The organism is Devosia limi DSM 17137 (assembly GCF_900128975.1).
In the GTDB taxonomy this organism is placed as follows: Bacteria; Pseudomonadota; Alphaproteobacteria; order Rhizobiales; family Devosiaceae; genus Devosia; species Devosia limi.
Window position 1 is genome coordinate 265,914 of the sequence record NZ_FQVC01000004.1, and the last position, 12,938, is coordinate 278,851.

Below are 12,938 nucleotides of genomic sequence, written 5' to 3' on the forward strand. Positions count from 1 at the left end.
ATGGACATACTGACTGGCAACGAGCTGACGTCCGGCGGGACGGTTTATCTGGATGTGCATGGGCGCTGGGTGGAAAGCCTGCAGGCGGCGCGGCTGTTCGGCAAGGATGATGCCGAAGCCCGCGACGCCGCTTTGGCCGCCACCAAGGCGGGCGGGCGTGTCATCAGTCTGGAAATCGAGGAAGTCGAGGACCTGGGCGGCCGCATCGTGCCCAAGCGGTTGCGCGAACGCATCCGCGCGCTGGGTCCGACGGCACCACTGACATTGAACGGCGAGATCTACGACCGCCAGCATCTGGGTGAGGACGGTCATGTATCGATATGACGAATTCGACGCGGCCTTTGTCGAAGGCCGCACGGCGCAATTTGCCGATCAGGTGAAGCGGCGCCTGTCGGGCGAACTGAGCGAAGACCAGTTCCGCCCGCTGCGGCTGATGAACGGGCTCTATCTGCAGTTGCATGCCTATATGCTGCGGGTCGCGGTGCCCTATGGCACGCTCAATTCGCGCCAGATGCGCAAGCTGGCCCATATCGCGCGCACCTATGATCGCGGCTATGGCCATTTCACCACCCGGCAGAACATCCAGTACAACTGGCCCCGGCTGAAGGATATTCCGGTCATTCTGGGCGAGCTGGCCTCGGTCGAGATGCATGCCATCCAGACGTCGGGCAATTGCATTCGTAATGTGACCACCGACCAGTTTGCCGGGGCGGCGCTGGACGAGATCATCGATCCGCGTCCGGTGGGCGAGATCATCCGGCAGTGGTCGAGCCTGCACCCGGAATTCTCCTATCTGCCGCGCAAGTTCAAGATTGCCATCACGGGATCGCCCAATGACCGCGCCGCGATCCGTTTCCACGATATCGGCCTGCAGGCAGCGGCCAATGCGGCGGGTGATGTCGGTTGGGAAGTCTGGGTTGGCGGTGGCCTTGGCCGCACGCCGATGATCGGCAAGCTGATCAACAGCTTCGTGCCCAATGAGCATTTGCTGGCTTATCTCGAAAGCATCATGCGCGTTTACAACCGCTATGGCCGCCGGGACAACAAGTACAAGGCGCGCATCAAGATCCTGGTCCATGAAGAGGGGCTGGAGACGATCAAGGGGCAGGTCGAGGCCGAGTTCGCCGAAGTGCGCGGTGGGGTGCTGACACTGCCCAGCGAAGAGCTGGACCGTATCTCTGCCTATTTCGAGCCGCCGGCCTTTCCATCGCAGAGTGCGACGCGGATCGATGTGGCGCGCGAGTTGATCCTTGATCCAGCCTATGGGCGCTGGCTGGAGCATAATCTCAATTCTCATCGCCAGCCCGGCTATGCCTCGGTGACGATTTCGCTGAAGCCGGTGGGTGGCGCGCCGGGCGATGCCACCGATGCGCAGATGGATGTGGTGGCCGATCTGGCCGAGCGGTATTCGTTCGACGAATTGCGCGTTACCCATGAGCAGAACCTGGTGCTGCCCCATGTGGCGATTGCCGATCTCCGCGAAGTCTATGATGCGCTGGTGGCGAGCGGGCTGGCCGAAGGCAATGCCGGGCTGATCACCGACATGATCTGCTGCCCGGGCCTCGATTTCTGCGCGCTGGCCAATGCCCGCTCGATCCCCATTGCGCAGGCGATTTCGCACAAATTCGCGGCGCCCGAGCGGCAGGCCGAAATCGGCGATCTCAAGATCAAGATTTCCGGGTGCATCAATGCCTGCGGCCACCACCATGTCGGCCATATCGGCATTCTGGGCGTGGAGAAGAAGGGCGGCGAGCTCTATCAGATCACGCTGGGGGGTGATGCCACGCAGGACGCGTCGGTGGGCAAGATTCTCGGGCCCGGCTTTGAGGCCGACAAGGTGCCCGGCGCCATCGAAACGCTGGTCGATACCTATATCGCGCGGCGGCAAAGCGCCGACGAGACCTTCATTGCCGCCTATCGACGCCTGGGCGAAGCTCCGTTCAAGGAGGCCCTTTATGGCAACGGCTAGCGATCTTCACCTCTCCCCCCGGGGGAGAGGTCGGGGCGCAGCGACGGGTGAGGGGGCCTCTCTCATCCGCTTTGTTGCGAATAGGCCCCCTCACCCGACCCAAGAGGGTCGACCTCTCCCCCCGGGGAGAGGTGGCGCTGCCGCGCCGGCAGCCACATCAGAGACGCAATATGGGACTGCCTAAAATGCTCCATTCGGAACGCAAACCCGACAAGCTGCGCTCGCTCGGCATTCTGGCGCTCAACGGCATGTTCGACGAAATGGACGCGGTCGGCGTGCTGCGTCAGGCGGCGGCGGAAATCCTGCCGGGTGACGTGGCCATCGTTTCGTCCTTTGGGGCGGACTCGGCCGTGCTGCTGCATCTGGTGGCACAGGTCGATCCCAGCCTGCCGGTATATTTCCTCGAAACCGGCAAGCATTTCGCCGAAACGCTGGCCTATGTCGAAACGCTGAAAAGCCAACTCGGGCTGATCAATGTCATCGCCATTCATCCGGATCCGGCCGATGTGAAGCGCTTCGATCCCAATGGCGATCTGTGGGAAACCGATCCCGACAGCTGCTGCCATATCCGCAAGACCGAGCCGCTGGAGCCGATCACCGAGCAGTTCGGCGGCTGGGTGACCGGGCGCAAGCGCTTCCAGACCAAGGAACGCGGCGTGCTGCCGCATTTCGAGCTGACGAGCGATGATCGCATCAAGATCAATCCGCTGGCCTATTTCACCGATGCCGATGTCAACCAGTACAAGATCGACCATGGCCTGCCCGAGCACCCGCTGTTCGCCCGGGGCTACAAGTCGATTGGCTGCGCGCCCTGCACCTCGGTGGTTGCCGAAGGTGAGGATCCGCGCGCCGGACGGTGGCGCGGCCTGAACAAAAAGGAATGCGGCATCCATTTCGACTTCAATGGAGCGATTGCCTCGCCGATGTCTGCTGCCAAGTTCACGCTGCACAAGGATGGCGCCTTCATTGCCGACCCGTTCCACGCCTGGGAAGATGGGGATGATGCCGCCTCGGCGCGCTACAAGCATATCCCGCTGCCAGTGTTTCTCGAGAGCCGCGATGCGGTGCTGGCCAATCCGCATCCGATGGGGCTGCTGGTGTCGCCCGGTGACGCCATCGAGAGCGTTGAGGCCGATCTCGGGCGCTTTGCCTCGATCGCCATCAAGTTCCCGGCCTTCTCGGATGGTCGCGGCTATTCAACGGCGCGCCTTTTGGCTGAACGCTACCATTATGCCAATGAAATCCGCGCGGTAGGGGATGTTCTGCAGGATCAGATTCCGCTGATGCGGCGCTGCGGCATCAATGCGCTGGTGGTGACGCATGAGCCGACACGTCAGGCGCTGGTGGAGAACCGGCTGCCGGAAGTGGCTTTATTCTATCAGCCTGTGGGGGTTACAGAGGTGCCGGTCGGCACGCGCCCCTATCTTCGCCGCGCGCATTGAGGTAATCGGAGCGCGTTCATCGCGATTGGCAGATCGCTCTGCCGGTCACTCAATCACCGCGTCATTCCTGCACAGGCGGGAATCCAATTTCTGGCGTAAATGCCATGGATGCTCCGCCGCGGTGGAGATGCACCGAGACAAACTGAGGCCTTGAACCTCATCTAATGGAACTTGAGATCGAAATGAGCGGAAACGAAATCGTCACCGATGTTGTTGTGATTGGCGCGGGCCCCTGCGGGCTGTTCGCAGCCTTTGAACTCGGTCTGCTCGACCTCAAATGTCATTTCATCGATATTCTGGATCGCCCGGGCGGGCAGTGCGCCGAGCTCTATCCGGAGAAGCCGATCTACGACATTCCCGGCTTCCCGATGATCACCGGGCAGGGGCTCACCGAGAACCTGATGGCGCAGATTGCGCCGTTTGCGCCGGAATTCCACTTCAATCGCATGGTCAATTCGATCACCAAGCAGGACGATGGCTCGTTCGTGCTGGTGACGGATGCCGATGAAGTGTTCCACGCCAAGGTGGTGGTGATCGCCGCCGGCGGTGGCTCGTTCCAGCCCAAGCGGCCGCCGGTCGATGGCATCGAGCAGTATGAGAACAAGTCGGTGTTCTACTCGGTCCGCAAGATGGACGATTTCCGCGATCAGGACGTGGTGATCGTTGGCGGTGGTGACTCGGCGCTCGACTGGACGCTGAACCTGCAGCCGATCGTGCGCTCGCTGACGCTGGTGCACCGCCGCGATGCCTTCAAGGCTGCACCGGCTTCGGTCAACAAGATGAAAGAGCTGGTGATGGAGGGCAAGATCAATTTCCTGCTCGGCCAGATCGCCAAGCTGGACGGCGAAAACGGTCAGATCAACCATGTCCACCTGACCACCGATGCGGGCGATCTCTCCGTGCCGGCAACGCGTTTGCTGCCTTTCTTCGGGTTGACCATGAAGCTGGGCCCGGTCGCCGATTGGGGCCTCGAGCTCAATGACAACCTGATCGTGGTCGATACCGAAAAGTTCGAAACCTCGGTGCCCGGCGTGTTCGCCATCGGCGATATCAATACCTATCCGGGCAAGCTCAAGCTGATCCTGTCGGGCTTTCACGAAGCGGCGCTGATGGCGCAGCGGGCCAAGAAGATCATCTCGCCGGACGAGCGCGTGGTGTTCCAGTACACCACCTCCTCGACCAAGCTGCAGAAGAAACTGGGCGTCGCCTGAGATGAAGATCCTCGTCACCGATCAGGTCGGCACCGAGCACGAGCTGGAAGGGCTCGAAGGCTGGCGCGTGATGGAAGTGATCCGCGACTGGGGCCTCAATATCAAGGCCGAGTGCGGCGGCGCGCTGAGCTGCGCCACCTGCCATGTCTATGTCGACAAGAGCTGGCTCGACGTGGTCGGTGCCCCCAGCGATGAGGAAGAGGACATGCTCGACAGCGTCGGGGACGTCCGCTCCAATTCGCGGCTGTCGTGCCAGCTGCTGATGAGCGATGCGCTCGATGGGCTGAAGCTGACCCTGGCGCCAAGTGCGGCGAAGGAAGAAGCGGCGTAAGGGTTGCTGAGGTTGGAGCGGGCTGTTGCGTTTTTCGCCCCGATCCTTCCCCATCGTCATTGCCCGGCTCGTCCGGGCAATCCATCTGCCTGTTAAAAAGCTAGACCACCCGGACAAGCCGGGTGGTGACGGCTGTTGGGGTGTCGGACCACCGTCGCTCATTCCGCTGGCGCGAACAGCGCAGCAAATAAGCCGGGCAATGAGCCCGGCTTATGCATTTACTCGGCGGCAATCTGGACGTTGGGGGTGCCGTGACGTTCGACGAAGGTGGCGAAGCGCTGCATGAAGCCGAGCAGCAGCGTGCGGGTTTCTTCGTTGGTGACGTCGTCGTTTTCGTCGAACAGGCCCGGCGTGGTGCGCAGGAAGATTTCGGGCTGGCCCATGACCAGCATGTCGAGATGCGGCAGGATGGTGCGGAGCTGGGTCTGGGCGGCCGCAGTGCCGACCGCGCCGACCGAGGTGCCGGTGATGGCGACGGGTTTGCCGCCCCATGAACTCTTGCCCCAGGGGCGCGAACCCCATTCCAGCGCGCTCTTGATGACGCCGGTAAACGAGCGATTGTATTCCGGGGTCACGATCAGCACGCCGTCAGCGGCTTCGACGCGGCGCTTGAGGTCCAGCACGGCCTGGGGCGGGTTGGGCCACAGGTCGTTGTTGTAATGGGGCAGTGCGCTCAGATCGATGAAGTCGAAATCGAGCAGCGGCGCGCCCAGCTTGGCCAGGGCCTTGGCATATTTGCGATTGATGGAGGCAGCGCTGAGGCTGCCGACGATGACGGCGACGGTCGGCATTGGATATCCAGACGGTATAAACTAGTAACTGCCCTTCTATGCGCCTCGCGGCGGCTCCGCTCAACGTGACAGTTTGATGCAGAATTGGCGGGCGTAAGCTGTGGTATCTGTTGGTGACTGACGCTATATGAGTGACTGTCTTTTCCGTCGCAAGGCGGCACTTTTTCACTACGCGAGGCCCAGTTGAAACCGACAGATTCCCATGAGGATTGCCGCCCGGTCGGCGAAATCCTCCACCAGATTGGTGGCAAATGGACCGTGCTGATCATCACGCGGCTGGGTGATGGCCCCAAACGCTTTGGCGAACTCAAGCGCATGGTCGGCGGCATCAGCCAGAAGGTTCTGACTTCCACGCTGCGCGATCTGGAGATGGATGGCTTCGTTACCCGAACGGTGACGCCATCAATCCCGCCACGGGTGGATTACGAATTGACCGATCTTGGCCGGGATCTGCTGGTGCCGCTCTCGGCTATCGGCGAATGGGCCATCGCCAACCGGCCGAGGGTTTTGGCAGCCCGGCGGCAGTATCTTGAGGACCATCCGGAAGCGATGCCCAAGCGGGCGGCGCATGTGGCGTTGATGAAGCAGGCGGCGGAGTAGGCGCTCGCGCGTGGGGCGTGCTTGACGGCTCCTGTCCACCACACCCACCGGGTCATTCCCGCCTGCGCGGGAATGACTCAGCGGGTAGTCAGGCAATGCGGACGACTGGACTTACGGTGGCCCCTACTTCGCCGCATCCCCTGTCAGCTTGGTCAGCTCGGGAATGAAATCACGGACCATGGGCTGGGGCTGGGTCTCGAACGGCAATGGCCGCACCACGCGCATGGCGGCGATGCCGACGCGGACGGTCATCAGGCCATTGACCACGCCTTCGCCGAGGCGGGCGGAGAGTTTGGCGGCGAGGCCCTGGCCGACCAGTTGCTCGACAATGCCGTCAGTGAGCACCAGGCCGCCGGTGACGGCGAGATGGGCGAGGATGGCTCCGGTGAGCCGCCAGAAGCCAAAGAAGCCTGGGCGGGCCCCGTAGAGGGCTGCAATGGCCCCGGCGAGGCGGATGCTCTCATAGATCACGAAGGCGATGTCGACGAGGGCGCGGGGCGACACGGCGGTCACCAGGGCCACGCGGCGGGCGCTGGCGGCGGTCAGGGCCTTGGCACGGGCGTCGAGCGGGGCCATCAGCGTGCGCTCGGCCAGCGCCACCACTTCATGGCCATCGAACATGTGCGGCACGTTATCGGCCACCGATTGGCGCGCCCGCGCCAGATCGGCGCGGGCGGCGTAGATATGTTCAAGGCTGGTCACCACGCCCTTGGCGCGGTCCGGGTCATTCTCGGCGGTGGCGAGCGCAGCGTCGCGTTTGAGGGCATCCAGCACCTTGAGACGGCGCAATGCGAGCACTTCGCGGGCGGCGAGGATAACCACGGCGACGAGGAAAATCCCTAGCACGCCGAGGCCGGCCCAGCCGAGCCATGCATTGGTGGCAAAGAGATCGCTGATCAGCCGGTCGGCGGCGAGCGCCAGTCCGGCCGAGAGCAGGATGCCGCCGGCGGTCCAGGCGGCGCGGGCCGCCCAGCCCATCGGCCGTGGTGGCGGCGCGATCAGGGTTTCGTCCAGATCGGGATCGAAGGCGGGCTCGACGATTTCGACCTTGGCCGGCTCGAAGGCGCGGGGCGCGCGGACGAGGGCATTGTCATCAGCGGCGACAGCGGTGGGACGGGCGATGGGGCGTTTCATGCGAGCCGGTCTCCGATCAGGAAGTCGAGGGCGCGGTCGAAGCGGACATGGGGCAGGACCAGGTCGCCTTCGGCATTGCGGTCGAGCTTTTGCGGCGGCACGAAGCGCAGGAAGTTGAGCGAGACCGGGGCGCCATCCTCGAACAGTGAATCCGGGCGCGCCGGCAAGTCACCGGGAAACAAGGCGATTTCGGTCTTGCCGTCATAGGTGATGCCGTCGAGGCTTTCCCCTTTCATCGGCGTGCCGATGATGGTGGGCAGCGTCTCGCCACCCTCCTTGATGCTGCCTTCATGGGTGGCGCGGATGGCGGCAATGGCCAGCGACTTGGTCTCGGCACCGGCAAATCGCGCGCGCTTGGTGGCATTGGCGACGAGGCGGTTGAGGATGCTTTCCAGCCGGTCATGGCTGGTGTGGTGGACGTGATCGGCCTTGGTCGCGGCAAACAGGATACGGTCGATCTTGCGCACGAAAGGGCGGAGCAGGACATTGGTTTCGCCCTGGCGGAAGCAGGCCAGCACCGAGGTCAGCGCGGTTTCGAGATCGGCCACGGCGGCGGGGCCGGCATTGAGCGCGCGCAAGGTATCGACCAGCACGATCTGGCGGTCGAGCCGGGCGAAGTGATCGCGGAAAAAGGGGCGAACCACCTGGTCCTTGTAAGCCTCGTAGCGGTGCTCCAGCATGGCATAGAGGCTGGTGGAGCGCATGCTGTGGCCCTGTGCGGGGAGCGGCGCGAAGGTCAGGGCGGGTGAGCCTTCGAGATCTCCGGGCAGCAGGAAGCGCCCCGGCGGCAGGGTGGAGAGGGCGCCATGCTCGCGGCTGCGGCGGAGATAGTCGGTAAAGGCCAAAGCCAGCTTTTCGGCATCGCCATCATTGGCAGGCTTGAGCGGATCGATGCCTTCCAGCAATTGCAGGAAGGGCTGGGCTTCGCGGCCGGAGCCGGGGCGATTGGCGCGCTCCAGTGCTTCGGCGCTCCATTCGGCAAAGCTCAGGCCCAGCAGCGGCAGGTCAAGCAGCCACTCGCCGGGATAGTCGACGATGTCGAGATTGAGCGTCGAAGGTCCCGACATGCCGGAGAACCATTTGGCCGACTGGTATTTCAGCACGATGCGCAGCTGCGAGATGCGGCGGGTGCTTTCGGGCCAATAGGGCGTCTTGGCGGTCAGCGCCTCAAGGTGCTGCTCATAGGCAAAGCGCGGAATGGTGGCTTCGGGATATTCGGCCAGCCTGGCGCCGATGAAGCGGCCTTCGGTCAGCGGGGTGAAGCCGGGCAGGCGCCCGCCGGTCAGCAGGTTATGCACCAGAGCGGTGATGAAAATGGTTTTGCCGGCGCGGCTCAGCCCGGTCACGCCCAACCGTAGAGTGGGGGTAAAGCTACCGGTGGCGGCGTCGGCCAGATTGGCGAGGGCAATGCCCAGTTCGTCGACGATCTTGGTCGGATTTTGGGGCAAGCGGCTAGTCCCTCGTTCAGGCCAGAACGTAGGGGCTGGAGAGCGGAAAGCAAGATGGCAGTGGTGAATAGGCGCAAGGCGCGAGCCGGCATAGCCGCCGGCCCGCCCTGCTGCGTGGCCTATTGGCCGATTTCATCCAGCTCGTAAGGCGTGGTCTGGTAGATCTCGTTGATCCAGTTCTGGAACAACAGATGGGCATGGCTACGCCAGCGGTTCTCCGGCTCGGCGGTGACGTCGTCATTGGGGAACAGATTGGCGGGAAGCGGCGTATCCAGCCCGGATTTGACATCGCGCTCATATTCGTCGGCTAGCGAGCGGTTGTCATATTCCAGGTGGTTGAGGAAATAGACCGCGCGATGCTTGAGGTCCCCGAGCATGGCGACGCCGATGTCCGCGTTGTCGATCAGCACTTCGAGATTGTCGCCCAGTGTCGTGCGGTCGATGTCGTTGTAACGCGATACCGGGATCATCGGGCTGTCGGAGAAGCCGCGCAGGAACGGCGAGCGGGTGTTGACCACCTGGTGGCGGAAGACGCCAAAGGCCTTGTGCTCCATGCGATAGCGCTCGGCGCCGTGGAAATGGTGCAAAGCGGCCTGCGCGCCCCAGCAGATGAACATGGTGTGGTGGACGTTGGTCTTGGTCCAATCCATGATTTCGATCATCTCGGGCCAGTAGCGCACCTCCTCGAAGGGAATATTGGCAATCGGCGCGCCGGTGACGATGAAGCCATCGAACTTCTCGGCCCGCACATCCTCCCAGGTCTTGTAGAAGGTGCGCAGATAATCCTCGGAGGTGTTCTTGGACTGGTGATCGGTGACGCGCACCAGTGTCAGTTCCACCTGCAGCGGGGTCGAGCCGATGAGGCGGGTGAACTGGGTCTCGGTGCGCTCCTTGTTGGGCATCAGATTGAGGAGCCCGATCTTGAGCGGGCGGATGTCCTGCCGCGCAGCGCGGGTCGAGTCCATCACATAGACGCCCTCGTCCTCGAGCGTCTTGCGGGCGGGCAGGTTATCGGGAATGCGGATAGGCATGATGACCCTCTTTCGGGTGGTGCAATTCGGCGTGATGCATGCTGGCGCGTCTCCCGAAGGAGAACGCGCTAGCGCATTCGCGTCTCGATCGCTGCGGCCATCAGGTCGACGAATTCGTCGCCGTCGCGGACCATGGCGAGATCGGATGCTTCAACCACGTAGCCGTAATTGTCCGCCAGCGCCTGGTAGCGCGGCAGCCGGTCATGCAGCAGTGCCTCGAAGCCCCAGGCGCCGAAGCCGGCCGGGTCCACATCGCGGTCATCGCTGATATTGTTGAGCGCCTTGTACTCAGCCCATTTCTGCACGAGGAAGGCAGGGGTGTAATACATCGGCTTGGGGCTCTGCTTGAAGCGGCGCACCAGTTCGGCGGCGTCCTTGTCGGTGCCGCGAATGTAGAGCAGGGCAGTCGCGCCGGCCAGGGTCTGGAGCACCGGGTCGTTGAGGTCGTGCGGATCGACCACCTCGATCAGCGAACCGCCGGTATCGGCGATGAAGTCGTTATAGCCATAGAGCAGCTTGGCGCGCTCGACGAAGTAGGGCACGTCGTGCAGGGCTGCGACTTCGGCGACGCGATGCTGCTCCTGACGGCGCTGGTATTCCTCCAGCGGCAGGCCGCCACGTTCGGGATTGCCGGGCGTGCCGAGATAGCTCGACAGCGGGTCGAGGTTTTCGAAGGTGATGTTGGACGAGATATAGATCGAGTCCGAGCGCAGCAGATCGGCCAGGAACGGCACCTTCATGGCTTCGCGCTTGAAATTGTCGACGATGTACTCGCCCATATAGCGCGTGCCGATGCGGTAATCGGCTGAATAGTGAAACCAGTTGCTGGCGCGCAGCATGGCGCTCAGGCGGGTCTTGCCGACGCCGGCCATGCCGAACACGGTGACCGCCCGGCTTGGCGATTTCACGAACTCATCGGCGGATTTGAACAGCATTACGACTTCGCCCCGGCAATACGTGCCCCTGCGTTTAGAACACTTGCCCCGGCCACACAAGCAGGCGGCAATTTCTGCCTGATGCCCGGACTCTCTTGCCGGGTTTTGGCAGCGCTTCGTGGCTCGGTTGGAAAATTATCCAGCAATATCAATGGCGTTCCGACTTGGCACTCGCCTTGCATCGTTAGGCCTGAAATGCGTCGCAGGACGCCAATGGGGCTTACGGAGTTTTAGATGGGCATTTATGGGGCTCTTTCCAGTGCAGTGACTGGCCTGCGGGCTCAGGCGCATGCGCTTGAGAACATCTCGGGCAATATCGCCAACTCGCAGACCACTGGCTACAAGCGGATCGAAACCGACTTCATCGATCTGATCCCCGATGCTCCGCTGCGCCGTCAGGTGCCGGGCGCCGTGCTGGCGCAGTCGCGTGGCACCAATGACGTGCAGGGCGATATCAAGACGGTTTCCAACGAGACCTTCATCGCGCTCAACTCCAATGGCTTCTTCGTGGTCGAGCCACGCTCGGGTCAGTCCGATGGCGATCCGACCTTTGCCGGTACCAATTACTATACCCGTCGCGGCGATTTCGAGATCGACAAGGATGGCCTTTTGGTCAATGGCGCGGGCTATTACCTCAAGGGTCTGCCGATCGATCCGGGTACGGGCAACGTTTCCGGCTCGGTGCCTGAAGTGCTGCGCCTGACCAATGCGTTCCTGCCTGCCCAGCAGACGCAGCGCATCAATTATCAGGCCAACCTGCCGCAGCTGCCGAAGACGGACGCCTACAAGCCGACCGTGCCGGGCAGTGAATTGCTGCGCGCTGCCGATTACGTTGCTGGCGCCACCTACACGCCGGCAACGTCGGTCTCGCAGGCGAACTTCCCGGCAAACCCGGCCGACCTGGTTCCAGCCGCCCCGGCAACGGCGCAGTCGATCACCATTACGGTGGCCGGTACGCCGATGACGTACAATTTCTATTCGGGCGGCACGGCGCCGACCAATACGAGCACCAATCAGTATATCGACGTCTCGGGCATGACGACTGCGGCTGAAGTGGCAACCGCCATCCAGACCCATATGGTGACGCGCCCCAACGCGGCCGGCGCGACGGTTGCTATCGATGGCACTGGCAAGCTGCAGGTCACCATGCCGCCAGGTTCAGGGCATGCTCTCAAGGTGACCGGCACCGCCGGGATCGGCACTTTCACCGAAACGCCGGCGATCAGCTCGGTGCCGCAGGGCACGCCAGTCGACTCGATTTCGGCCAATCAGAACACGCTGTTTGAATCCAACTCCATCTATGGCGGCGCTATTACCATTTACGCCGAGAACGGCGCACCGGCGCAGGTGATGATGCGCTGGGCCAAGGTCGATAGCTCGACCTCCACCCCACCGGGTGCCGATACCTGGCACCTCTACTACGCGTCCAACTCCAATGCTGAAGGCAGCGAAGAGAAGTGGAAGCGCGTCGACGAGACCTTCCAGTTCGGTCCGGACGGCTCACTGCTGTCGCCCTCCAGTGGCGCCACCAATCTGGGTTCGGTCATCGTCAATGGCGTGGCGGTCAACAATGTCGAGCTGCGCTACGACACCAAGGGCCTCTCACAGTTCGCGGACGTCAACGGCAAGGCCAACGTCTCGGTGCTTAACCAGAACGGCTATGCCGCCGGCGAGTTCGTCTCGGTGGCGATCAATGACAGCGGCCGCGTGGTAGCCAGCTATTCCAACGGCCAGCGCATCGACATGGCCCAGGTGGTGACGGCGCAGTTCAACGCCATCAACCAGCTGAAGCGCCTGGATGGCGGCGTGTTCGCCTCCACCACGGAATCGGGCGAGGCGATCTTCGATCTCTCCGGTTCGGGCATCATTGGCGGCTCGCTCGAAGCCTCCAATACCGACATTTCGGACGAGTTCACCAAGCTCATCGTGACCCAGCAGGCTTATGCCGCCGGCACGCGTATCGTCAGCACCGCCGACGAGATGCTGCAGGAAGCCCTGAACATGGTCCGCTAGGCGGATCGCTCTCTGCGTGGTTCGGCCCAGGAG

The 12,938-nt window shown here is 62.8% G+C and carries 12 protein-coding genes; 7 read left to right on the plus strand and 5 right to left on the minus strand.

Annotated elements, in window-relative coordinates; translation table 11 throughout:
• The 5 genes from BUA69_RS08745 (at position 1) to BUA69_RS08765 (ending at position 4,953) form a co-directional block, all read left to right on the plus strand.
• Positions 1 to 324, plus strand: a complete 324-nt coding sequence (locus tag BUA69_RS08745; protein ID WP_046134873.1) for a DUF2849 domain-containing protein — start codon at positions 1 to 3, stop codon at positions 322 to 324.
• Positions 311 to 1,969: a nitrite/sulfite reductase gene (locus BUA69_RS08750; protein WP_046134872.1), complete on the plus strand. Its 1,659-nt coding sequence runs from the start codon at positions 311 to 313 to the stop codon at positions 1,967 to 1,969. Before BUA69_RS08745 ends, BUA69_RS08750 begins: the two co-directional genes overlap by 14 nt.
• Positions 1,970 to 2,154: 185 nt before the next feature.
• Positions 2,155 to 3,411 (plus strand): phosphoadenylyl-sulfate reductase, encoded by a 1,257-nt coding sequence (locus BUA69_RS20745; protein ID WP_072866511.1) that lies wholly within the window; start codon positions 2,155 to 2,157, stop codon positions 3,409 to 3,411.
• A 182-nt stretch (positions 3,412 to 3,593) separates the two neighbouring features.
• Entirely contained in the window at positions 3,594 to 4,622 is a 1,029-nt protein-coding gene (locus BUA69_RS08760; RefSeq protein WP_046135023.1) for an NAD(P)/FAD-dependent oxidoreductase, read from the plus strand.
• 1 nt (position 4,623) lies between these two features.
• A complete protein-coding gene (locus BUA69_RS08765) occupies positions 4,624 to 4,953 on the plus strand; it encodes a 2Fe-2S iron-sulfur cluster-binding protein (protein ID WP_046134871.1) in 330 nt (109 codons plus the stop codon).
• Positions 4,954 to 5,171: 218 nt separating this feature from the next.
• Here BUA69_RS08765 and BUA69_RS08770 read toward each other — a convergent pair whose 3' ends face one another.
• Positions 5,172 to 5,744: an NADPH-dependent FMN reductase gene (locus tag BUA69_RS08770; protein ID WP_046134870.1), complete on the minus strand. Its 573-nt coding sequence runs from the start codon at positions 5,742 to 5,744 to the stop codon at positions 5,172 to 5,174.
• Between the two features lie 183 nt (positions 5,745 to 5,927).
• Between BUA69_RS08770 and BUA69_RS08775 the strand changes: the two genes are divergently transcribed.
• Positions 5,928 to 6,344: a winged helix-turn-helix transcriptional regulator gene (locus tag BUA69_RS08775; RefSeq protein ID WP_046134869.1), complete on the plus strand. Its 417-nt coding sequence runs from the start codon at positions 5,928 to 5,930 to the stop codon at positions 6,342 to 6,344.
• Between the two features lie 123 nt (positions 6,345 to 6,467).
• On the opposite strand, the gene BUA69_RS08780 is transcribed toward BUA69_RS08775, so the two are convergent.
• From BUA69_RS08780 to BUA69_RS08795, 4 genes are all read right to left on the minus strand, one after another.
• Positions 6,468 to 7,478 carry a YcjF family protein gene (locus BUA69_RS08780; RefSeq protein WP_046134868.1) on the minus strand — a complete coding sequence of 337 codons (1,011 nt, stop codon included), beginning with the start codon at positions 7,476 to 7,478 and terminating at the stop codon, positions 6,468 to 6,470.
• Positions 7,475 to 8,926, minus strand: coding sequence for a YcjX family GTP-binding protein (locus BUA69_RS08785; RefSeq protein ID WP_046134867.1), 1,452 nt, complete (start codon positions 8,924 to 8,926; stop codon positions 7,475 to 7,477). The genes BUA69_RS08780 and BUA69_RS08785 overlap by 4 nt, the downstream gene beginning before the upstream one ends.
• A gap of 119 nt (positions 8,927 to 9,045) precedes the next feature.
• Positions 9,046 to 9,957, minus strand: coding sequence for a homoserine O-succinyltransferase (locus BUA69_RS08790; protein WP_046134866.1), 912 nt, complete (start codon positions 9,955 to 9,957; stop codon positions 9,046 to 9,048).
• 68 nt (positions 9,958 to 10,025) lie between these two features.
• The gene (locus BUA69_RS08795; RefSeq protein ID WP_046134865.1) at positions 10,026 to 10,892 is read right to left on the minus strand and encodes a hypothetical protein; all 867 of its coding nucleotides are present in this window, start codon (positions 10,890 to 10,892) and stop codon (positions 10,026 to 10,028) included.
• Between the two features lie 234 nt (positions 10,893 to 11,126).
• Here BUA69_RS08795 and BUA69_RS08800 point away from each other — a divergent pair, with 234 nt between their 5' ends.
• Positions 11,127 to 12,905, plus strand: a complete 1,779-nt coding sequence (locus tag BUA69_RS08800; protein ID WP_046134864.1) for a flagellar hook protein FlgE — start codon at positions 11,127 to 11,129, stop codon at positions 12,903 to 12,905.
• The last annotated feature ends 33 nt before the right edge of the window (positions 12,906 to 12,938 follow it).